Source organism: Dermacoccus abyssi (assembly GCF_003515945.1).
GTDB lineage: Bacteria > Actinomycetota > Actinomycetes > Actinomycetales > Dermatophilaceae > Dermacoccus > Dermacoccus abyssi.
Genome location: NZ_QWLM01000007.1, coordinates 138178 through 159983 on the forward strand (window position 1 = coordinate 138178; position 21806 = coordinate 159983).

A 21806-nucleotide genomic window follows, 5' to 3' on the forward strand; every position below is an offset into this window, starting at 1 on the left:
GGTCAGCGGTAGTCGATCGGACCCGTACCGGGAGCGCCGTACGGCGCCTGGCCGAATCCACCCGGGGCGCCGGCTCCCGGCAAGGGGAAGTCGAGCGCCCCGTCGGTGAGCTTCACCTTGGCGGCCATGGCGTTCGACGGCAGCTGCATCAGCTGGTTCGCCAGGCCTTCGTCACGCATGCGCGCGTCGACGTACAGGGCTCCCGTGACGTTCGTCGTGAACGGGTAGATGAGGGCATAGGACAGAAGGGTAAAGACGACGGCGAGCACACCAGCCGCGATCGCGGCGCCGACGCTCGCATCGGACACCTCACCTCCGTTGGAGGCACCCGCGAGGCTCACGCCGAGGAAGATGAGCATGATCAGGGACACAATGAACTGCGCCACCCAACTGATCGCCGAGACGATGAGCTGCGCGAGGATGGTGATGCCGAGAGTGCGCCAGAAGCGGCCCTTCGTCAGCTGCCACGACCGCCGCAGTGCCGTGGTGGGGCCGGCCTTCTCCATGACCACGATGTGCCCGGCGAAGCAGAGGCGAATGCCCACCCACACCACGGCGCAGATGGTTGCGATGCCGACGAGGACGGCCAGGAAGATGGGGCCGCCGTTGTCCTGCGATGCAGCGAGGACGATCGCCAGGATCAGGGGCACCATGACGGCCACCATGATGAGAACCATGAGCAAGCCCACGCCGAGCATCGACCACATGCGCCGCACTCCCACACGCAGCGATGCGCTGATGGTGGCGCGGCGGCCCATGACGGCCTGGGCGAACACGTGGACGAGACCGGCGGCTGACGCCATAGCGGCGAGCCCGGCGATCGGCGCAGCGAGACCGATGACGACCAGCGCGGCCGTGTCCGGAGTGCCGTCGGCGCTCGAGCTGTTCATTGCTCCCGTGATGATGAAAGCAGCCGAGAGGATGGCCGCGAGGAGCGCACCGACGATCACTGTGCCGACGGAACCGCCGGGGTTGCCGCGAATGGTCTGGAAGGCGGCGTCGAAGATGTCGCCGACGTTCTGAGGACGCAGCGACATGACGCCAGGCTTGGCCGCCTGAGGGACGAAGGCGGGGCCGGGGGGAACGAAGCCGCCCTGGCCGGGCCCGTACCCGGGCTGACCGTAGGGATTCTGAGGCGCGCCGTAACCACTCTGGCTATAACCGCCTTGGCCGTAGGCGCCCTGCCCGTAAGGCTGCTGCTGGGGCGCCCCCTGCCAACCAGGGTTCGCCGGGCCGTTCTGCCCGCCCCACGGTGTGTGGTTGTCCTGGCTGCCGTACTGGCCCGCGCCTTCGCCCGGCACCTGCCCGTCGTACGGGCCGGGTGGCGGCTGCTGACCCCAGTTGCTCACGGTGATGTTCCTCCCAGTTGATCGTGCGCGATCACCCTATCCGCCTGGACGGACACCGGCGGGCAACGGAGTTCAGCCGTTTGGAGCGCGGACGCCCGTCGCAACGCCTGACGGAACGAGACGGGTTCGGCACCCAGGTTCATGTGAGCGGCGACGATGGAGGGCTCGTCACGGCACAGCCGCCATCCACGGCGCACGAGGACGCCCGGCGGCTTGCGTCGTTCGGAAAGGTCACGAGCGAAACGTCGAGCCGCCGTCACGTAGCGGTTACGACGCAGGCACCAGGCCTGTTCGAGGAGCCCGCGCTCACGCAGGCCGGCGATGACGTGCGGGGCGAAGATGCCCTCGGCGACGACGAAACGCGCACCGTCGAGGTGCACGGGGTGGGTGCCCTCGGCGCGGCTGTGCGAGATCGAGTACGTCGGTGCGTTCACGGTGCCCTCCCGGCACAACGTGTCGAGCGCTACGGCAGCAGCCTCTTCGTTCCACGTGCCCGGGTGGTCCCAGTCGATCTCGCCGTTCGCGAAGCGGGGTAGGTCGGGAGCGTCGTGGTCCTTGTAGAAGTCGTCGAGGTTGACGAAGGCCCACCCGTGCGTGGCCGCCAGGTGCCGGGCCAAGCGCGACTTGCCGCTGCCCGAAGGCCCCGACACGACGACGACGCGAGCGAGGGAAGAGGACGATCGAGCCTGCGTCACAGCGCCGTGAGAGCTTCCATCGCCGCGCGCGTGGCCGCCAGGCGTTCGGCAGCCTGAGTGCGGGCGCCGGCGAGGTCGTCGCCGTCGACGTGAACGATGGCTTCCAGGTAGACCTTGACCTTGGGTTCGGTGCCGCTGGGGCGCACGATGACGCGGGTGCCGTCGGCCAGGAGGTAGCGCAGACCGTCCGTGGGCGGCAGGCCTCCGTCGCCCTTCGCGAGGTCGTGGAAGGCCGCGACGACGACGTTGCCGATCTGCGTTGCGGGCTGCTCGCGCAGGCGCCCCATGAGCGCGGGCATGAGGGCGAGGTCGCTCACGCGGATGCTGAACGAGTCGCTCGCGTGCACGCCGTGCTTGCGAGCCAGGTCGTCGAGCAGGTCGACGGGTGTGCGGCCGTCAGCCTTGAGCCCGGCGGCGAGCTCCGCGACCGCGAGGGCCGCGCTGATGCCGTCCTTGTCGCGGGCTACCGCCGGAGCGGTGCAGTAGCCGAGCGCCTCCTCGTAGCCGTAGGCGATGTCGCGAACGCGTGCGATCCACTTGAAGCCCGTGAGGGTCTCCTCGTGCGGAACGCCGGCGGCCCGGGCCATCGTGCCGAGCAGCCGCGAGCTGACGATGCTGTTCGCGACGACGCCCGGGCCGCCATCAGCACCAGTGGCGGCTCCGGTCGTGATGAGGCCGAGAGCACGGTGGCCGAGCAGCGCGCCGACCTCGTCGCCGCGCAGCATGCGCCAACCCTGCGGGTCGGCGTCGGTGGCCGCCTTGGGGTCGGGCACGGCGACGGCGCACCGGTCGGCGTCCGGGTCGCTGGCGATGACGAGGTCCGGGGAGGTCTCGCGAGCGAGCTCGAGCGCCGCGTCGATGGCGCCCGGCTCCTCCGGGTTGGGGAAGGCGACGGTCGGGAACTCCGGGTCGGGCTGCTCCTGCGAGGCGACCGGGCGCGGGCGGGCGTAGCCGGCCGCCTCGAAGGCCTCGAGAAGCGTGGCCGAACCGACGCCGTGCAGGGCGGTGTGCACGATCGAGAGCTCGGCGGCGGGTGCGCCGACCGCCGCCGCGCACGCCGCGACGTAGTCGGCGGCCAGTTCGTCGGTGAGCGTCTCCCAGCCGTCCTCGGCGCGAGCGACCGACGCGGCCGTGGGGAAGGTGTCGATCGCCGCGGCGATCTCGACGTCGGAGGGCGGCACGATCTGGCTGCCGTCGCCGAGGTAGACCTTGTACCCGTTGTCCTGCGGCGGGTTGTGGCTGGCCGTCACCATGACGCCGGCGTCGGCGCCGAGGTGTCGGATCGCGAAGGCCAGAACGGGCGTCGGCAACGGACGGGGCAGAATGAGCGCTCGCCCACCCGCGGCCGTGACGACAGCGGCCGTGTCCGCGGCGAAGACGTCGCTGTTGTGGCGGGCGTCGAAGCCGATGACGACGGTGACGTCACGGCGTGCCAGCGAATCCTGCAGGTACCGCGTGAGCCCGGCCGCGGCGCGCAGCACGACGACGCGGTTCATGCGGTTCGGCCCCGCACCGAGGGCGCCACGCAGGCCCGCGGTGCCGAACTCGAGGAACGCGGCGAAGCGGTCGGCCAGGTCGGCGGCCGCCACGTCGTCGCCACCTTCGGCGCGCGCGACGACGGCCTCGAGCTCCGCGCGGGTGGCGGCGTCGGGGTCGTCGGCGATCCAGGATCGGGCCGAGGCGAGCAGGTTCTCGAGACTCATCGCGTGGTGCCTTTCGGGCGGGTCGAGGGGATCAGAGTGCGCGGACGATGCCGGAGAGCAGCTGACCGCAACGCGCCGCGGCGGCCTGACCGGCCTCGATGACTTCCTCGTGGCTCAGGGGGTTCTCGCTGATGCCGGCGGCGGCGTTCGTCACGAGGGAGATGCCGAGCACCTCGAGGCCCGCGTGACGCGCGGCGATGGCTTCGAGCGTCGTCGACATGCCGACGAGGTCGGCGCCGAGCGTCTTGGCCATGCGCACCTCGGCGGGCGTCTCGTAGTGCGGCCCGGGGAACTGGGCGTACACGCCCTCGTCGAGGTCGGCGTCGACGCCGCGGGCGACGTCACGCAGTCGCGAGGAGTAGAGGTCGGTGAGGTCGACGAAGGTGGCGCCCTCGAGCGGCGACGTGGCCGTGAGGTTGATGTGGTCGCTGATGAGCACCGGCGTGCCCGGCGCCCACTCGGGGCGCAGACCGCCGCAACCGTTCGTCAGGACGACCGTGTCGCAGCCGGCCGCCGCAGCCGTGCGCATGCCGTGGACGACGGCGCGCACGCCCTTGCCCTCGTAGTAGTGGGTGCGCGTACCGAAGACGAGTGCACGCTTGCCACTGCCCTCGATCTCGATGGAGCGCATCTGACCGGAGTGGCCGGCCACGGCGGCGGCTCCGAAACCGGGAACGTCCGTGTTGTCGACCGTGGCCTCGACCTCACCGATGAGATCGGCCGTCTGGCCCCATCCGGAGCCCAGCACGAGGGCGACGTCGTGCTTCTCGACGCCCGTGCGTTCGCGGATGACGCGGGCAGCGTCACGCGCGACCTCGAAGGGGTCGACTGAAGGGTCGGCAAGGGGGGAGAGGCTCGTCTGCTCGTTCTGCGCGTTCACGTCGTTCAGGGTAGTGCTCCCCACCGACGGCCGGGAACCGAACGCGGTGGCCGGAGTCTGCGAGAATGGCTCGTGAGAGTCCTCATCGGGGATTCCATTTATCTTGACGTCAAGTGATTTGATAGGTCTGTGAGCTCTCGGAAGAAGTCTGTCGTCGTCATCGGTGGTGGCCCGGGCGGTTATGAGTCCGCGCTCGTCGCCTCTCAGCTCGGTGCGCAGGTCACCGTCATCGATCGTGACGGTCTCGGTGGTGCCGCGGTGCTCACCGACTGCGTCCCCTCCAAGACCCTCATCGCCACGTCCGACTTCCTGTCGCGCTTCGAGGCGGCCGGCCGTCTGGGTGTCGGGTTCGACGCGTCGCAGGAGGACCAGCACGCGCACGCCAACCTGGGGCAGGTCAACGAGCGCATCATGAAGCTCGCGAAGGCCCAGTCGCGCGACATCCAGGCACAGCTCGAGAGTGTGGGTGTGCGCATTCGCCGCGGTATCGGCCGCATCAAGGGCCACGGCTGGGTGGAGGCCGAGCTCGACAACGGCGAGACCGAGGACATCCGCGCCGACGTCATCCTGCTCGCCACGGGTACGAGCCCGCGCATCATGGATTCGGCCAAGCCGGACGGTGAGCGCATCCTCACGTGGCAGCACATCTACAACCTCACCGAGGTGCCCGAGAAACTCATCGTCGTCGGTTCCGGTGTCACGGGTGCCGAGTTGGCGCACGCCTACCTGGGCCTCGGTTCGGACGTCACGCTCGTGTCGTCGCGTGACCGCGTGCTGCCCGGTCAGGACGCCGACGCCGCCACCGTCATCGAGAACGTCTTCCGCCGCCGCGGCATGACGGTTCTCAACCGCAGCCGTGCCATGGCCGCAACGCGCGAGGGCGACAAGGTCATCGTCACGCTCGAGGACGGGCGCAAGGTCGAGGGCAGCCACGCCATCCTCGCCGTCGGTTCGATCCCGCAGACGAAGGGCATCGGCCTCGAGGCCGCGGGCGTCGACCTCACCGAGTCGGGTCACATCGTCACCGACCGCGTCTCGCGAACGACGGCCCAGGCCATCTACGCCGCAGGTGACTGCACGGGCGTGTACCCGCTCGCGTCCGTCGCCGCCATGCAGGGCCGCGTCGCCATGCACCACGCGCTCGGTGACGCGGTGCAGCCGCTCAACCTGCGCGGTGTCACGGCCAACATCTTCACCGACCCCGAGATCGCCACCGTCGGTTACAGCCAGACGGACATCGAGGAGGGCAAGATCGAGGCGCGCACGGTCACGCTGCCGCTGTCGACGAACCCTCGCGCGAAGATGCGCAACATCACGGACGGCTTCGTCAAGCTGTTCGCGGTGCCGGGGTCGAACACGATCGTCGGCGGCGTCGTCGTCGCACCGCAGGCCTCGGAACTCATCTACCCGATCGGTATGGCGGTGCAGAACCGCCTGACGGTCGACCAGGTCGCCAACACGTTCTCGGTGTACCCGTCGATGACGGGCTCGATCGCGGAGGCCGCACGTCGCCTGCACAGCAGCGACATCATCTGATCCCACATGACCTCGACGAACGCCGCCACGAGCGAGCCCCAGCCACGGCGTGAGGCATTGCTCGACGCTGCGACGGCGGTGCTCGCCACGTCGGGTCTGCGTGGGCTCACGCACCGCGCCGTCGATCGTCAGGCCGGGTTTCCCGAGGGCACGTGCTCGGTGAGTTTCCGCACCCGCGCCGCGCTGCTCGCGGGGCTGACGGGCCACGTCGGGGCGCGCCTGGCCGACGAGGTGCGTGCGCTCGGCGATTCGCTCCCAGACGTGTCCGGCGACCCGATGATCACCGCGTCGTTCGCCACCGCGCTGCTCGAACGATGGGTGACCGACGACGGTGGCGCGCTCATGATCGCCATCCTCGAGCTGTCGCTCGAGTCCCTGCGGTCACCGGAACTCGTTCCGGCCGTGGGGGAGTGGCGCGGTGAGCTCGTCACGATCGTCGAAGGCATCGTCAGCCGTACGACGACGGACAACGCCCGCCTGCGCGCCGAGACCGCCGTGGCCAGCATCGAGGGCATCGTGCTGTCGGCGCTCGCCGTGCCCACCGAGGAACGTGGCGCCTACATCGACGCCACGCTGCGTACGGTGCTCCAGGGAACCGCCCCGCAGGACTGATCCGCACACGCAGGCGCGTGCGCGTGTGTAGTGAACGTTTTCTCCCTTGAATGTGTGAAGGCCCAAGCCGTAATGGCCCGGGCCAACACACGTTCACGATGCTTACTCGGCGTCCTTGATCTCCGCGATGACGCTGCCCGCGGTGACGGTCTCGCCGACAGCGGTCTTGAGGCCGGTGACCACCCCGTCCTTGTGGGCGGTGATGGGCTGTTCCATCTTCATCGCCTCGACGACGACGATCGTGTCACCGGCGGAGACGGTGGCACCGTCCTCGACGCTGACCTTGACCACGGTGCCCTGCATCGGAGCGGTGAGCGAGTCGCCACTGGCGGCGGAGCCGGCGCCGCTCTTGCGGGACGTACGGCGGCCCGCCGACTTGCCCTTGCCTCCGGCCGGCGCGACGGCGAGGTCACCCGGCAGCGAGACCTCGAGGCGCTTACCGCCGACCTCGACGACGACGTTCTGGCGCGCCGCCTGCTCGGCCGCAGCCTCCGGGGAGCCGTCGAACGGGGCGATCTGGTTGTCGAACTCTGTTTCGATCCAGCGCGTGTGAACGCTGAACGCGTCGTCCGGGGAGTCGGTGAACTCCGGTGCGAACGCAGGATCCTCGACGACGACCTGGTGGAAGGGGAGCACCGTCGGCATGCCCTCGATGACCGTCTCGGCGAGCGCGCGGCGGGAACGTTCGAGAGCTTCCTTGCGGGTGCGGCCGGTGACGATGATCTTGGCGAGCATCGAGTCGAAGGCTCCACCGATGACGTCACCGGAGACGACGCCGGAGTCGACGCGCACACCGGGGCCGCTGGGAGCCTTGAAGGTCTCGACGGTGCCCGGTGCGGGGAGGAAGCCGCGGCCGGCGTCCTCACCGTTGAGACGGAACTCGATCGAGTGCGCGTGCGGCGTGGGGTCGTCGTAGCCGAGTTCCTCGCCGCGGGCGATGCGGAACTGCTCGCGCACGAGGTCGATGCCGGTGACCTCCTCCGAGACGGGGTGCTCCACCTGCAGGCGCGTGTTCACCTCGAGGAAGCTGATGACGCCGTCGGTGCCGATGAGGTACTCGCACGTTCCCGCGCCGGTGTACCCGGCCTCCGTGAGGATCGCCTTCGAGGCGCGCAGCAGTTCCGCGTGCTGTTCGTCCGTGACGAAGGGGGCGGGAGCCTCCTCGACGAGCTTCTGGTTGCGGCGCTGCAGCGAGCAGTCACGGGTGGAGACGACGACGACGTTGCCGTGGCTGTCGGCGAGGCACTGGGTCTCGACGTGGCGGGGGTTGTCGAGGAACCGCTCGACGAAGCACTCGCCGCGACCGAACGCGCTCACAGCCTCTCGGACGGCCGAGTCGTAGAGGTGCGGGATCTCCTCGATGCTGCGGGCCACTTTGAGGCCGCGGCCGCCACCGCCGTAGGCGGCCTTGATGGCGACGGGCAGGCCGTGCTCCTTCGCGAAGGCCACGACCTCGTCGGCGTCGGCCACCGGGTCCTTGGTGCCGGGCACGAGCGGGGCGCCGGCCTTGGTGGCGATGTGGCGGGCCTTGACCTTGTCGCCGAGGCCGTCGATGGCTTCGGGGGACGGACCGATCCACGTCAGGCCCGCGTCGATGACCGCTTGGGCGAAACTCGCGTTCTCGGCGAGGAAGCCGTAGCCGGGGTGGACGGAGTCGGCGCCGGAGGTCTTGGCGACCTCGAGGATCTTGTCGACGACGAGGTAGGAGTCACCGGGGGTGGAGCCGCCGAGGGAGTACGCCTCGTCGGCGACCTTGACGTGAAGAGCGTCACGGTCGGGCTCGGCGTAGACGGCGACGGAGGTGATTCCGTCGTCCTTGGCGGCGCGTGCGATTCGGACGGCGATCTCGCCGCGGTTGGCGATCAGAACCTTGGTGACAGAACCCATGGGGAGACCATATCGGGCGGCCCAAGGCCCGACGTGGCTACCCAACGGTAGAAATTTTCGTTGCGAATCGATGCCTCCGATGCGGAATAGCAAGGCGGTTCGTGGGGTTGGCGCGAACATGGCTGAAAACACGAATGTGCCCACCGTCTCCCTCTCGGCAGGCTCCGAAACGGTCGAGATGCCGCAGCTCGGTTTCGGTGTCTGGCAGGTCGAGGACGACCAGGCCGCCGACGCCGTGCGCGAGGCGATCAAGGTCGGTTACCGCAGCATCGACACCGCGAAGGTGTACGAGAACGAGGCCGGTACGGCGCCGGTATCGCGAGTGCGGACGTGCCGCGCCGCGACATCTTCCTCACGACGAAGGTGTGGAACGAGGATCAGGGCTACGAGGCGACGAAGAAGGCGTTCGATGCCTCGATCGAGCGCCTGGGTGGCAAGGACGCCGTCGAACCGCTCGATCTGTACCTCATCCACTGGCCCACTCCGGAGAAGGACACCTACGTCGAGACGTTCAAGGCGATGCTCGAGCTGCGTGACGCCGGGCGCGTGCGCGCCGTCGGAGTGTGTAACTTCGAGCCCGAGCACCTGCAGCGCCTCAAGGACGAGACGGGCGAGTTCCCGGCGATCAACCAGGTGGAGCTGCACCCGAAGTTCCAGCAGAAGGCCGTGCGCGACTTCTGCTCCGCCAACGGCATCGCGGTCGAGGCGTGGAGCCCGCTCGGTCAGGGCGGCGACATCCTCACCAACCCGGTGCTCGACGGCATCGCGGAGCGCCTCGGCAAGACGGTCGCGCAGGTCATCATTCGGTGGCACCTGCAGATCGGCAACGTCGTCATTCCCAAGTCGGTGACGCCGAGCCGCATCGCCGAGAACTTCGACGTGTTCGACTTCGAGCTGACCGAGGACGACCTGTTCGCCATCAGTGACCTCGACAGCTCCGACGGTCGCATCGGCCCCCACCCGAACGACTTCAACTGACGTTGTGGTCGCCGCGAGCACATGCTCGCGGCGGCACGTGGGGGTGAACCCATCAGCCGACTTCGGGCATCAAGGCGCGGTACATCGCCTCCATGATGACTGCTGGGGCGGGGACTCCCTCCCGCGGTTCGTCCCGGAGGAGGACGGTGAGGGATGGGGCGGACCCGCCCCTCATCACCTCGTAGCGAAGGGCTCCGTGCATGAGCGCCAGTTCACCGTATTCGTGTGCATCGCGGCCGGCGAGGGCTTCTGCGCCGAAGATGAGCACACTCGGCACAGGTAGCCCGAGGAACAACGGCGGCACGAGAGCAGGGTTCGTTCCCACGACGTGGTAAACGCGAGCCCAGCGGACCTGCATCTCATGCAGCGAACGCGCGAAATCCAACCGCTCGTCGTCCGACCACGGCGCTGGCAGGGCGACCGACGCCTCGATGTGCTCCACGATGCCGTCCCGGGGTTTCTGGATTTCGAGGGAGCCGTTCACTTGGCCGCGTTCACCCTCGGGGCGCGGGCCGACGAAGTGGAGGAAGTGGCCGTCTGCGTTCGCGCGCCCGTACCGTGACGAAATATCGGGAACCGACCAGGGTTGGGTGACCGGCTCCTGCACACCCCAGCCGAGCGGCTGCGCTCCGCTCAGTGCTCGACAAACGGCTTCTGCGAGCCCTCCGACCCGGATGTTCGTGCGCCTCGGCATGAGCGTCTCTGCTTGCACCCGAACACCACCGATGTCCTGCGCCGAGCCCTGACGCGAGTACTGCTCGTGCAGGGCGTCCTCCGCGAAGTAGTGGCCGTCCCGTTCATGGACACGCTGGCCGGTCGTTCCGACGTAGAGGGCGCCGCGTCCGTCGTCGACGACCCACATGACACCGAGTACATCGCACAGGTGTGCCAAAGGCCGCGTGAGTTTCGTTGTGTCCGGCGTGAGGAGCACCAGGCCGCCGCCGGCTGCCTTCGCTTCGCTGATCGCTTTGGACACCCATTGCGTGTGACCGACGACGGGCGCCTCGGAATACAGCACAGTCGTGTGCCCACTGACTCGTCTGGCAAAGCCCATGGTTCAGATCCTCCACTCGGGGCGCAGTACGGCATCGGGGGCGCCGAGGTGAACGGGCACGGGTTGGTGGTCGACGGCGGTGCCGAGCCCCAGGTGTGCTGCCAGCTCGGCGAATTGTGCCGCCGCGCTCTCCCCAGGGCCTGGAGTTGTGACGTTGATGTCCTGCCAGTAGGTTGCAGGTTCTTCGGGCAGGGCGCTGAGATCGAGGCCCGCGTTCGAGCCGAAGAGTCGCTCGATCTCACCCGGCACTTGCACGAGGTAGGGCTCGTCGATCGTGAACAGCAGGTGGGACTGTTCCTCGTCGTAGACCTCCCACCGCTCGGATCCGAGGTCGACAGCGAGAACGAACTGCGGGTCGACCTCGGCAATGGCCCACGCAATCTGTGCAGGGTCGGGTGCATTGAGCGTGATGACCGTGAAGCGATTACTCAAAGTCTTCCTCCGATGTGTCGAGCTCGGCGTCGTAGGCGACCTGGATGACGTGGGGAGCACGTCCGCCCTGGATGTACATGCCCCGACCGGGCGGGAAATGGCGAGGCCGGATGCCGCCCACGAGAGCCCCCTCGGTACGGTCGCCGTCCATGAGGAGGGTTGCTGCACCCGATTCGCGCACGGCTGCGGTGAATCCCTCGTACATCCCGCGAGCGGCTCCGGCCACCTTGCGCGTCATGATGACGTGCAGACCGACCTCGCGCGCCATGGAGGCGTAGGGAGCGAGTTCAGCAAGTGGCGAGGATCCACCTGCTGTCAGGACGTCGTAATCATCGATGACGAGCACGATCCGCGGCGTCGGGGTCTGAACCGGGCCGCTGGCCGTGGGGTCCGACGGCACACGGGTCGTCAGTTCCTTGCCGATGGCCGCCGCGAGGTTCCGTGCCAACATGGGGCTCTTGGCATGCCCGCCGAGGAAATCCTCCGGAACCGCACCGTCCAATTCCTGGCGAGGATCGAACAGCGCGATAACCAAGTCATCCGGTGAAGCCTCGGCAACGAGCTGACGACAAATGCTGCGCAGCAGGTTCGTCTTGCCACTTTGAGAGTCGCCCATGACGAGCAGGTGCCGATCCCGGCCAAAGAGGTTGACGTACTGCGTCGCGAAGTCATGCTCGCGCAGGCCCAGAGCGAGCACTCCGTCGCGTGGTGCCGGCTGCATTTTCTCGAATGCCAGCTGAGGGGGCAGGACGCGAACGGGCGCCACAGGAGAGTCAGCGTGCTGTTGGGCGAGCTGATCCGCGATGGCGGTGAAGGCCTCGCTCATTCCCTCTGTGTCGCTCATGCCGTCGAACCGGGGCAGGGCGAAGTGGCCGATGAGTTCGTCGTTCTGTAGCGCCCGTCCGGGGCGGTTGGCAGGCAGAGACTCACCCCGCTTCTTCCCGAAGGCAGATTCGGCTGGCTCGGTGAGGCGGAATTCGATCCGGTTTCCGAAGAACGACTGTTGGGAGATGCGGATCTCGTTCGAACGGGTCGCGGTCGCGATGACATGAACGCCGTACCCCGATCCGCGTGCGAGCAACTCGTGGACGAGGGGTTCGATCTCCTCGAACTCGTCGGCCAGTTGTCCGTACCCGTCGATGAGCAGGACGATGTCGGCAGAGGGCAGCTCGGCCAGACGCCCGTCGCGGTGCATGGCCCGCATCGACTCCACGGAGTCGATGCCGTACTGCTGGAAGACACTCTCTCGATGCACCAGCATGGCGTGCACCTCTTCGACGGTTCGGCGAACGTTCTCGCGGACCGTCCGCACCCCGATGCCACCGACGTGGGGTAGTTGCTCGAGGGAAAGCAGTGCGCTGCCTTTGAGGTCGATGCCGTAGAACGCGAGCTCGCTCGGGGAGTGTGTGAGTGCCGCGGCCAGTGTCAGCGTTCGCAACGCCGTTGTCTTCCCCGTTTGAGGTCCACCCATCACGGCCATGTTGCCGCCTGCGCGCTTGAGGTCGACGAACCATACGTCCTGCCACTGACGAGATGGGTCGTCGAGCATCCCCACGGGTATGGAAAGGCCTCCCCCGATGGGCGCGACGGCTCCAACACTCGTCATCTGGAGCGCGCCGGTGACGTCATCGAGGGCCATGCGATTCCTCAGCGGCGGAAGCCAGATTTCCTGGGTCGCTCGAGGGAACTCGCGCAACACATCAACGAGGTGACTGAGCACCGTCGTTCCAGTTGTGCGTTCGGATGCCGTGGCCTCTTCGGGCTCGTCGTGGTTCTCTTCGGCATCGAGAGCCTGGACGACGGATCGTTGCTCCTCCACGTAGAAGGGCGCACGGAGCACAGGCGCCTCTCGTGGGGTTGGCGTGCCTGCGTCAGCCGTTGTCTGAGCTGCGGTGAACGGACCCGACACGAATCCGGCCTTGAACCGTTCGTAGACAGACGTGTCGACCTTGAGGTAGCCGTACCCTGGAATAGCCGGGAGGTTGAACGCATCCGGGGTGTCGAGCACGGTGCGTGACTCCGCCTCGGAAAGGGTGCGAAGGCCGAGTCGATATGACAGGTAGGTTTCCAAGCCACGCAGTTTGCCGGATTCGATGCGCTGGCTCGAGAGCATGAGGTGGACGCCAATCGAGCGTCCGATGCGCCCGATGGACAGGAACAGGTCGATGAAGTCGGGCTGCGCGGTGAGCAACTCGCCGAACTCGTCGATGATGACGAGCAGGTGGGGAAGCGGAGTCCACGTCTCGCCGCGCTCCTGCGCCTCGCGTCGATGTAGTTCGTAGTCAGTGATGTTGGCGATGTTGCCGGCGGCTTTGAGCACTTCCTGGCGACGACGGATCTCGCCAGCCAGCGAGTCGTGCACCCGGTCGATGAGCGACGGGTCTTCAGCGAGGTTGGTGATGATGCCGTTGACGTGCGGGGCTCCTTCGAAGGGGGCGAACGTGGCACCCCCCTTGAAGTCGACGAGCACCATGTTGAGCCGATCCGGGGCGTGGGTCGTCAGGAGCGCGATAACGATGGTGCGCAAGAGCTCCGACTTGCCCGAACCTGTGGCGCCGACACACAGACCGTGCGGTCCCATGCCGAGTTGAGCGGATTCCTTGAGATCGAGCAGCACGGGCTTTCCCTCGGAGTCCGGGCCGAGCGGTATGCGCAGGAAGTCCTGATCAGAGCGCGGTTGCCAGTTCTCGCGGATCTCGTCTGCGGTGAACTCGGTGAGCGAGAGCATCTCGGTGTATCGGGCGGCGTCGGCCACGTCGTTGTGCTCGAGTGAATCAGGCGAAAGTCGCAGTGGAGCAAGCATTCGAGCCACGGCCTCGGCTTGCGCCACGTCGACCCACTCAGCGCGCAAGTCCTGCTTGCCGCGAGTCGTGTCCGCGTGGCCCACCTTTTCGTAGGTCACCTGGAAACCGGACGCGTCGCCGTCAACGCTCTCACTGACGGTGAATCGGGCGGCGACTTCATCCGGCTCGTGGGTGCGCTCGTCGATCAGGCGGACGCAGGTGACGCCGAGTTGGGCGGCGCTCAGGCTGGAGTCCGGGGAGGCGAGCGCCGTCGCCGGCCCCGCACCCGTGAGGTCGATGACGAGGAGGCGGGGCAGCAGCATGCCGATCGAGACGTCCCGGGTGTTCTTGCGCGCCTCGGCCACCCGACGGGACCGTTTGTTGAGGTCGCGGCGCAGATCGGCCGCGAGTGTCTCCGTCGACGAGTACACGCGGCGCGTCGGGCCGAGGGCTGTCGGGCGTTCTTGGTCTGCCACGTGGGGCAGAAGCCAGACCCATTCCCAGGCATCGCGCTTGGAGGGCGGCACCACAACGGCCAGATGCACATCCTCCGGGGAGTGCGCAGCGGCAGTGCGGCAGATCAACTCCCGTACGACAGATTGCGCCAGTTCGGGCGGCCCGAGCACCGTGATTTCGCCCCGTGAGTCGAAGTCGAACTCGCAGGGTAATCCGGGGCACGTTTCGTAACGTTGTGCAACGCTGCGCGCTTCTGAATCGAGGAAGAAGTCGGGGCGTTCGATTCCGGACTCCTGCTTGCGCATCTCAATCGTGCGGACGCGGCGCTCGCCGGTGCCGAGGCGCAGGGTCAGGAAGTCGCTGTGCGTGCGACGGCGCTCCCACAGGCGCGCGGGGTCGCTGATCAGGGTGGGCAGGGCGTCGAATGCGGGAGCGTTGACTCGCGCTTCACGCTTAAGTCGCTCGTCGTCCTCGCGGTAGTGGCGACGGTTGTCGTCGAGGTATTCGAGATAGGCGTCGCGCTTGTGCTCGCGCTCGCGGCGGGCTTTGCCACGCTGGGTGAACAGTAGGACGACACTCGCGAGCACCGTGACGATCATCATGAGCGCCCCGACGGCGGCGAACGGTGATCCGCGGAACAGCATCATCACGGTCATGGATGTCGCGGCGCCCAGGAGGGGCACGAGCGTCAGCAGATTGGTTTTGCTTCCCTCTTGGTCGATGACGGGTGCGCGTTCGAGTTCGTGCTTTTCACCGAGAGCAAGTGGCTGAGTCGAGCGTGCGGGGCGGTGGACGACGTCGTACGTCATGCGGAGCCTCCTTCGACGGCGATGCGTCCGGCGCGAGACAACCTCATGGCTCGGGCGGTCAGCGTGAGGATCTCTGCCGTCTCGCGTTCACGCAATGAGGCGAACGAGGTGGGCTGCCCGTGCGAGAGAGTCGGCGCGTGCCGCAGTGCGCACGCGTCTCTCCCGAGCTCTCTGCGCTCGCGTCGGCGCAACCTCGCCGGTTCGTTCATCACCTCGACGAAAGGCAGGTACGGGTGGAGGTGCCTCAACAGCGAAACGAAAGACCGGGCAACCCCTTCCTCGTTTGCGTGCCGATCGGTGACGACGACGGCGGCGTGAGCACTCGCGAGAGCTTCAACCGTTCGCGCATCTTCCAGCCCGGGCGGGGTGACGACGACGGTGACACCGCAGTGCCGGGTGCACCCGGCCACGAGGGCGTGGACGGCGGCACCGTTGAGGTCGGCTTCGCCAGGAGGTTTGCGCATGATGACGACGTCGTCGTGCGGCTGAAGGCGCATGGTGCGACGAAAGTCGTCGCGCGTTGCCGGCTCGTTGACGGCGAGGGCCCCTAAGGCGGTGGCGGGGGTGAGCGCCGGTCTGTCGTCGTCTCCACGTGGGCCTCCGGGCGACTCCGCGAGATCGATGGTGGCGACCAGGTCGTCGCGCAGCGTGTGTACGGCGAGCGTCAGGCCCATCCCGACGGTGGACGCTCCGCTGCCCTCTGAGGGTGAACACACGACGATGCGTCGGCCGGTGGCGATGGGATGCTGGATGTCGGCGGCTGCCGCAACGAGCGTCTGGGGAAAGGAGTCGCGTCCGATCAACCTGCCGGTGGCGGCGAGGGCGGCCCGCAGGCGGGGCCCGGCGGGGTGTTCGAGGGGCGTGGCGTGACGGTCGGAGCGGCGTGCGGGCATACCTTCTCCCTCGGGACGGGTCACTTCTGAAAGGTCTGGGTGAGAGCGGAGTAGACGCCGAAGTGTCCGACGAGCAGCGGCACGACGAGGAGGGCGACCCCCGCTTCGATGCGATCGGCCAGAAGTCGGCCACGAGCAGTGACGTGAGCCGGCGCTCGCAGGTGGGGGCCCGAGAGGCTGATGAGACCGGCGAGGACGAGCAGGGCGATGACGATCCCGTCTATCGTCGATCGCTCGAGATGGTCGGCGAGTGCCGCACCGACGAGGGTGAGAATCACGACGCCGGTCAACGCGAGGGGGAGTCGTTCGATGCCGAGCGGGAAGTGGCGTGATCGCAGGAGCAGCAGGATGCCCCAGGCTGCGATGAGCGGCAGGTCCCAACGCCAGGTCGCGTTCACCCCTCGCGTGACGACGGCAGCCGCGACGACGCTCGAGCCGGCGAACCACAGGAGCGATGAGGCGAGCGCGCGGTGCGCAGTGGCGAGAACGGTGACAACCACGTCGCGCCGCAGCGTCGCGCCGTTGCTCCTCGCATCGTCGAGTGCGTTCAAGCCGGCGAGCGCTACCGCGATGCGTGGCGCGAGGCCGAGGAGGAAGGCGCATGCGACGCCGACGCACGCCGCGCCGGTGCGATGATCCACCGGCAGACGCCAGGCGCCCGCCCACGTCACGGCGACGAGGACGATCGTGGCGATGAGCACTACCGCCCCGCGATAGGAACGGCGATGGATTTCGCGCGCCAGTTGGACGCCGCCGATCACCGCAGCCGCAAGAATGATTACGTGCGGAGCATCGGGCCGAACTGAGTGTGCGTAAAGGCCAGTGGCGACGAGGGCTGTGGTGCACAGGGCCATGCTGTGCACGGTGAAGCGTCGGGACAGTGCGGCGGCACCCAGCAGGCAGACGACGACGAGGACGGCCGCGCCACGACCGAGGAACTCAGGGCGCCAGGTGGAGAGCAGCCACAACGCAATGACGAAGCATGACGCGCCCAGCGCGGCGCTCACGAGTCCGGGAGCGCTCCACCGGTTCTCGGTGTCCAACGGGGGAAGCTCGTCCTCGACGACATCGGCCACATCGAAAACGATGGGCTCCGGTAGCGCGTCCTGCGTGCTGGTCAGGTAGAGCCATGCGCCGTCGGCGATGTTCTCGTCGGCCAGAGTCGAGCGCTCCGACAGGGCGGGCCCGCCCATTCGGTTGAGTACCGTGCGCGTCGCTTCGTCGCTACCTCGGCGCGGGTCGCCGACGATTTCGCTCAGGCGCGGCAGGATCGTCGCGATGGGCTGATCGCTGGGCAGGAGCAGCTCGGCGTTCTTGCCGACCCCGGAGACCGTGACGCGGGTGAGAGTGGGGGCCATGGCTACCTGGTGTTTCCTGAGGTCGAAGTCGTACCGGCACGGCTCGTCGTCGATGATGCCGGTGAGGGCGCGTGCGAATTCGTCACGACGGGCGCGTTGCGCTGACGTTCCTGCTGAGCCTGCTTGTCGAGAAGGTTTGCGACGAAGGACGTGGCGACGCAGCCCGCGCAGAGCACGGCGGCGGCGATGACGCCGAACACGAGTGGCTTGACGTGGTCTTGGGCTTGTCGGCGCCAACGCTCTGGCCCGAAGAAGAAAGCGTTACGCAGGCGCCCACGACGCAGGTTGACCGATTCGACGATCTGCTGGTCGAACTTGCGCACACCCGATCCTTCCCCCGCGACGACGCCTCTGACTCGCGCATCGTAGGCGACCTCTCGGGGTGGCGACCAATTGCGGTCGCTCGCGTTTTTAGTTGATATTTCAACCATTCCCGCCCGCGCCGGCCAGAAGGCGGACTGTGTACTCATCCGATTGATTTCGCCCCTATGGATCGGTTTGTATAGTCACCGAGAGGCGTTTCCGTACGCGTGAGTGGGAACGCAAGTTCGAGGAGGGATGGCAAACGTGAAGTTCGACATGGGTAGTGATGCTCTGGGAACGCTGACGAAATCGACGGGAGGTTCTTCCGACGAACTGGTCCGCCTCGTGCGCCAGTTGGTCGACGCTGCGAGTCCGATGGAGGGCAAGTTCAACGGTGCCGGGCGTGCCAAGTTCGATTCCTTCAAGCAGCGCGTCGACGAGATCACGAACGACCTGAGCAGTTCGCTGTCGGCCATCAACCAGGGCCAGAGCGAGATGAACACCGCCACGCAGACCGGTGACCAGGACGCGGCAGATGACTGGTCGCGCAGCGAGGGCAACGCCAACTTCGATGGTGCGCGCTTCAGCGCCAACCGCTGACCGGACGAGAGAGGACTGAAAACGCATGGCAACTTCTGACCGTATTTCTTTCGACACCGACGCCTCGTCGAATGTTCAGGGCGACATCCAGAGCATCGTTGCGCGCTTGGAGACGCTGATGAGCGAGCGTGACCGTCAGGTCTCCACGGCGATGTCCGACTTCCAGATGGACGGCGCCTCTGACGAGTACCAGCACGTCGAGACTCGCTGGAAGAACGCCTCGACGGAGGTCAAGGGCATCATTGCCCTCGTGAAGTCGACGCTGTCGACCAATGACCAGACGGCCACGACGACGCAGTCGAAGACGCGAACGGCCATTTCGAACATCGGGTGATGCGGCGCAGACGCGTGGGGCTCGGTGCGCAGATGCTCCGCCCCACGCGTCTCAGTCGTGGTCGTGCGGCAGGGAGGGAACACCGTGAGTTATGACGTGGATGTCAGCCAGTGCAATGTCGTGTCCAACAACGTCGCGACGGACATGAAGGATTACGACGCGGCGAACAAAGCGATGGGCAAAGCCACGCAGGCCGCCGCGACGGATTCGAAGTCAACCCTTGTCGCCACCGCGATCAACGGCTATGTAGCGCACGCCTACAACACGGACGTTCAGTCGATCAGCACGCTGACGAACAACGCCCGAAGCGGCTTGGCCGAAGCCTTGCGCTACATCGCGTCGGGCGACGACGAGATGGCACATTCCTCGATCGTGTCGCTCGACAAGACCGACGGGGCGGGAGACAACGTACCGAAGGGCACACCCGCCCAGGCACCTGCTGCGAAGGGAAACGGCAGTGACTGACTCAGGCCTCTATCCGGGCAAGCTGCCGGTCCTGGCGAATGCGGCAGGGCTCGAGACACAGGCGAAGGAGATTCGCACCCAGGGTGCGAAGATTTCGACGACGGCCACGACGATCCACAAGGAGTGGCAGAAGCTTGCGGCGCATTTCAAATCGCCTGACACCGCGACCCTGACGGCTGCGCTCAAGCCCGGCATCACCGATGGTGACTCGGTCAAGACAGATGCCGAGACCGTTGCCAAGGCGCTGGAGGCGTACGCGAAGACGGAGCGCACGCTGCAGGCGCGCAAGACGACGCTGTTGACCGACATCGCCAACTTCGACAAGTCCATCGAGGGCGATGACGAGTGGAAGAAGGACGAGGACAAGGTCAAGGCGCAGCAGGCCCTTGTCGGGCGTATGAACCAGTTGGCCGCTGACCATACGGCGGCCGAGATCACGTGTCAGAACGCGATCGCTGCGATTTACGGAGGTGTGCGGTACCGCCAGCAGGGAGCTGACGGCGGGGAAGCGCCGAACGGTGAGCAGCATTACGGTTACACGAAGGAAGTGCTCGACTCGGCGGCAGGTGCCGGTGACCTGCCCTGGGCGGAGGTGGCCGAGTGGGACAAACCGTGGTACCGCGACGTGTGGGACGGTGTGAAGTCGTTCGGGTCGGGGTTGTGGGAGAGCGTCAAGGGAACGGTGACGGGCCTGAAGGCCATGCTGAATCCGTTCGACTGGAAAACGTTCTCGAGCACGTGGAAGGGGGTCGGCACCCTTGCCCTCGACGTAGCCGTGGCGACGAGCCCAGTGGCCACTGTGCTCATGCCGGAGCGCGCGAAGGAGTCGCGGACGCGGCTCAAGCAGGTTGGCACCGCTCTGCTGAACGTTGAGGAGTGGAAGCGCAACCCGGCCAAGGCGGCGGGCATGCTGACTGGTGATGTTCTGCAGACACTCATCCCGGGCGTGGGTGGTGGCCGAGCAGTGGTTGTCGCCGGTAGGGCCAGCAGGGTCGTCGGCCGAGCCGGTCAGGTTGCCACGAAGTTGGGAGCCTCTGAACGCGTCGTCAAGACGTCAACGGACGCGGTGACCAAGACGATGAACACGGTTGCGTTCAAGATCGATGATGTGGGTCACGCAACGCGTCAGGCGGGTTATCGCGTCACCAACCCAGTGATGGATCGCGTGGTGCCGCATGTCGATCGCGCTCGCGCCACGATCACGAGGTTCAACAACCAGGTGTCCCCCTATGTTCGGGCGGCGGGCGACGCGGTTGTGGAACCGTGGGAGCGTAAGTCATCAACCGCTCACGCTGTGAGCAACCAGAACGGTATCGCGGCGGTGCGCCGGGGCGCTCCGAGTGGCATCCCCAGCTTCGGCCCGGAGCGTGACTTCGCGACTCTTCTCAAGACGCGTCAAGAGCAAGTGGCGACGACGCGTCCGCCGGGCGGTGGTTCCGGTAGCGGCAATGGACACCTGCCGGCCGCAGCCGATCCGAGCTATGTGCCGAAGGAGGGCGAGGTTCTTCTCCGCCCTCGTGACAAGTGGAGCGAGGGGCAGAGGGCGGAGTTCACCAAGAAGGTGGACGGTCTCAACGACGCGATCGACAAGACAAACGATGTCACGTATGTCAAGGAGAAGGCGCCCCGCACGTTCACCCGTGCGCGGGTGCTGTCAGGCTTTGCTGATAGGGCGTACGCGCAGCGTGTTTCGGGGGGATCGATGCCGAAGGAATTCGAGCGCATGAAGGTTCCGGCCGATGTCCAGGCGAAAATCGAGGCTGCGGCTGTGAGGGCCGAGGGCAGTCGTGTTGGCTCACTCAGTAAGAGCCAGTACGAGGGCATTATCCGCGAGGAGTTGCGTCAGTACGATCTCGATCACACGCGTGATTTGCAGGTGGGCGGCTTGGATGATCCGAGGACGAATATGCAGTGGTTGGAGCGTTCGGTGAATCGTAGTGTTGGTGCGCAGTTGCGTAATCAGGGGCGGCGAGTTGTGAATCCTTTCGTCAAGAGCGGAAGTTTCCGAGGGCCGGGTACGGGTACGCAGGTCACTGAGTTTGTGGCGGGGGCGGCGCGGTGAGTTGGTTTCGCGGTGTCAAGTGGGAGGAGTACAGCCAGGTTTCTCCGGCGACGTTGGCGTGTGTGGATGAGGCCTTGTCGTTGTGGGATCGGAGCATTTCACGGCTGGCGAATGAGTACTTGGGCCCGGAGATTCGTTCTGAGTTGGCGACCGAGGCCGGTTTCGCTGAGGGGTGCCGTAATGTGGCGTTGTTGGCGACGGTGATGGGGCAGCGCGATGTTGCTGTCGCGTTGATGCGTGCCCAGGCGACCGAGGATCAGGGCAAGGATGGTCTGGTGGCGCGCGGGATGGAGCGCGGCGCGCTTCATTGGTGTGCTCAGGTGTTGAGCTTGCCGGGTTGGGAGCGGTTGTTTTTTGATCCGTGCGATGCGGATGATTTGGGGCTGGAGCTGACGTCTGAGGCTCTTAGCTTTCCGGTGACTCAGTACTTCATTGCTGGCTTTGATGCGACCAGGGATTCGTATTGGTCGAGTGAGCAGGTGCCGAGCATGAAGTATTTGTTGCAGGACATGGCAAAGATGGCTGCGTATCGTTTTTGGCCTGCGTATAACGATTTGGGGTTGTCGGCTCAGGATTTTGAGGATGAGTTGGTGGCTGATGCGGGGTTGTTGCGGCGG

At 66.8% G+C, this 21806-nt stretch carries 18 protein-coding genes and 1 pseudogene; 8 read left to right on the forward strand and 11 right to left on the reverse strand.

Annotated features, from left to right (window positions below):
* Positions 1 to 2: 2 nt before the first annotated feature.
* From D1832_RS07980 to D1832_RS07995, 4 genes are read right to left on the reverse strand one after another with little or no spacing between them, the layout of a single operon-like run.
* The gene (locus D1832_RS07980) at positions 3 to 1349 is read right to left on the reverse strand and encodes a glycerophosphoryl diester phosphodiesterase membrane domain-containing protein (protein WP_147362642.1); all 1347 of its coding nucleotides are present in this window, start codon (positions 1347 to 1349) and stop codon (positions 3 to 5) included.
* Complete coding sequence (locus D1832_RS07985; protein ID WP_118913391.1) at positions 1346 to 2044, reverse strand: uridine kinase family protein; 699 nt, start codon at positions 2042 to 2044, stop codon at positions 1346 to 1348. Before D1832_RS07985 ends, D1832_RS07980 begins: the two co-directional genes overlap by 4 nt.
* Positions 2041 to 3747, reverse strand: a complete 1707-nt coding sequence (locus D1832_RS07990) for a phospho-sugar mutase (protein ID WP_118913392.1) — start codon at positions 3745 to 3747, stop codon at positions 2041 to 2043. The genes D1832_RS07985 and D1832_RS07990 overlap by 4 nt, the downstream gene beginning before the upstream one ends.
* Positions 3748 to 3778: 31 nt before the next feature.
* The gene (locus D1832_RS07995) at positions 3779 to 4627 is read right to left on the reverse strand and encodes a purine-nucleoside phosphorylase (RefSeq protein ID WP_118913393.1); all 849 of its coding nucleotides are present in this window, start codon (positions 4625 to 4627) and stop codon (positions 3779 to 3781) included.
* 129 nt (positions 4628 to 4756) lie between these two features.
* Between D1832_RS07995 and D1832_RS08000 the strand changes: the two genes are divergently transcribed.
* Positions 4757 to 6163 (forward strand): NAD(P)H-quinone dehydrogenase, encoded by a 1407-nt coding sequence (locus D1832_RS08000; protein ID WP_118913394.1) that lies wholly within the window; start codon positions 4757 to 4759, stop codon positions 6161 to 6163.
* Positions 6164 to 6169: 6 nt separating this feature from the next.
* Positions 6170 to 6775, forward strand: coding sequence for a TetR/AcrR family transcriptional regulator (locus D1832_RS08005; RefSeq protein WP_118913395.1), 606 nt, complete (start codon positions 6170 to 6172; stop codon positions 6773 to 6775).
* Positions 6776 to 6877: 102 nt separating this feature from the next.
* Here D1832_RS08005 and D1832_RS08010 read toward each other — a convergent pair whose 3' ends face one another.
* Positions 6878 to 8662, reverse strand: a complete 1785-nt coding sequence (locus tag D1832_RS08010; RefSeq protein ID WP_118913396.1) for an acetyl/propionyl/methylcrotonyl-CoA carboxylase subunit alpha — start codon at positions 8660 to 8662, stop codon at positions 6878 to 6880.
* A gap of 118 nt (positions 8663 to 8780) precedes the next feature.
* Between D1832_RS08010 and D1832_RS08015 the strand changes: the two are divergent.
* A pseudogene (locus D1832_RS08015) lies at positions 8781 to 9640 on the forward strand (aldo/keto reductase).
* 52 nt (positions 9641 to 9692) lie between these two features.
* On the opposite strand, the gene D1832_RS08020 reads toward D1832_RS08015, so the two are convergent.
* Genes D1832_RS08020 through D1832_RS08045 form a run of 6 tightly spaced genes read right to left on the reverse strand, consistent with a single transcriptional unit; the run spans position 9693 to position 17748 of the window.
* A complete protein-coding gene (locus D1832_RS08020) occupies positions 9693 to 10694 on the reverse strand; it encodes a DUF6177 family protein (RefSeq protein ID WP_274541956.1) in 1002 nt (333 codons plus the stop codon).
* 3 nt (positions 10695 to 10697) lie between these two features.
* A complete protein-coding gene (locus D1832_RS08025) occupies positions 10698 to 11126 on the reverse strand; it encodes a hypothetical protein (RefSeq protein WP_118913398.1) in 429 nt (142 codons plus the stop codon).
* Complete coding sequence (gene eccCa, locus D1832_RS08030) at positions 11119 to 15174, reverse strand: type VII secretion protein EccCa (RefSeq protein WP_118913399.1); 4056 nt, start codon at positions 15172 to 15174, stop codon at positions 11119 to 11121. Before eccCa ends, D1832_RS08025 begins: the two co-directional genes overlap by 8 nt.
* Positions 15171 to 16067, reverse strand: a complete 897-nt coding sequence (locus tag D1832_RS08035; protein ID WP_118913400.1) for a hypothetical protein — start codon at positions 16065 to 16067, stop codon at positions 15171 to 15173. The genes eccCa and D1832_RS08035 overlap by 4 nt, the downstream gene beginning before the upstream one ends.
* A 20-nt stretch (positions 16068 to 16087) precedes the next feature.
* Complete coding sequence (locus D1832_RS08040; protein WP_118913401.1) at positions 16088 to 17425, reverse strand: EsaB/YukD family protein; 1338 nt, start codon at positions 17423 to 17425, stop codon at positions 16088 to 16090.
* 2 nt (positions 17426 to 17427) lie between these two features.
* Complete coding sequence (locus D1832_RS08045; protein ID WP_118913402.1) at positions 17428 to 17748, reverse strand: hypothetical protein; 321 nt, start codon at positions 17746 to 17748, stop codon at positions 17428 to 17430.
* A 235-nt stretch (positions 17749 to 17983) separates the two neighbouring features.
* Here D1832_RS08045 and D1832_RS08050 point away from each other — a divergent pair, with 235 nt between their 5' ends.
* From D1832_RS08050 to D1832_RS08070, 5 genes are all read left to right on the forward strand, one after another.
* Positions 17984 to 18328 (forward strand): hypothetical protein, encoded by a 345-nt coding sequence (locus D1832_RS08050; protein ID WP_338067308.1) that lies wholly within the window; start codon positions 17984 to 17986, stop codon positions 18326 to 18328.
* A 25-nt stretch (positions 18329 to 18353) separates the two neighbouring features.
* Entirely contained in the window at positions 18354 to 18662 is a 309-nt protein-coding gene (locus tag D1832_RS08055; RefSeq protein WP_118913403.1) for a pore-forming ESAT-6 family protein, read from the forward strand.
* 57 nt (positions 18663 to 18719) lie between these two features.
* On the forward strand, positions 18720 to 19127 hold the full coding sequence (locus tag D1832_RS08060) for a DUF6507 family protein (RefSeq protein WP_147362644.1): 408 nt from the start codon (positions 18720 to 18722) through the stop codon (positions 19125 to 19127).
* Positions 19120 to 21189, forward strand: a complete 2070-nt coding sequence (locus tag D1832_RS08065; protein ID WP_118913405.1) for a hypothetical protein — start codon at positions 19120 to 19122, stop codon at positions 21187 to 21189. The genes D1832_RS08060 and D1832_RS08065 overlap by 8 nt, the downstream gene beginning before the upstream one ends.
* A partial coding sequence (locus D1832_RS08070; RefSeq protein WP_147362645.1) for a hypothetical protein occupies positions 21186 to 21806 on the forward strand: 621 nt, incomplete at its 3' end. The genes D1832_RS08065 and D1832_RS08070, both read left to right, overlap by 4 nt.

Coding starts and splice junctions, on each gene's coding strand:
- D1832_RS07990 (WP_118913392.1), bottom strand. CDS start 3,747: ATGAGTCTCGAGAACCTGCTCGCCTCGGCCCGATCCTGGATCGCCGAC.
- D1832_RS08005 (WP_118913395.1), top strand. CDS start 6,170: ATGACCTCGACGAACGCCGCCACGAGCGAGCCCCAGCCACGGCGTGAG.
- D1832_RS08010 (WP_118913396.1), bottom strand. CDS start 8,662: ATGGGTTCTGTCACCAAGGTTCTGATCGCCAACCGCGGCGAGATCGCC.
- D1832_RS08020 (WP_274541956.1), bottom strand. CDS start 10,694: ATGGGCTTTGCCAGACGAGTCAGTGGGCACACGACTGTGCTGTATTCC.
- eccCa (WP_118913399.1), bottom strand. CDS start 15,174: ATGACGTACGACGTCGTCCACCGCCCCGCACGCTCGACTCAGCCACTT.
- D1832_RS08035 (WP_118913400.1), bottom strand. CDS start 16,067: ATGCCCGCACGCCGCTCCGACCGTCACGCCACGCCCCTCGAACACCCC.
- D1832_RS08040 (WP_118913401.1), bottom strand. CDS start 17,425: ATGGCCCCCACTCTCACCCGCGTCACGGTCTCCGGGGTCGGCAAGAAC.
- D1832_RS08050 (WP_338067308.1), top strand. CDS start 17,984: ATGGCAAACGTGAAGTTCGACATGGGTAGTGATGCTCTGGGAACGCTG.
- D1832_RS08055 (WP_118913403.1), top strand. CDS start 18,354: ATGGCAACTTCTGACCGTATTTCTTTCGACACCGACGCCTCGTCGAAT.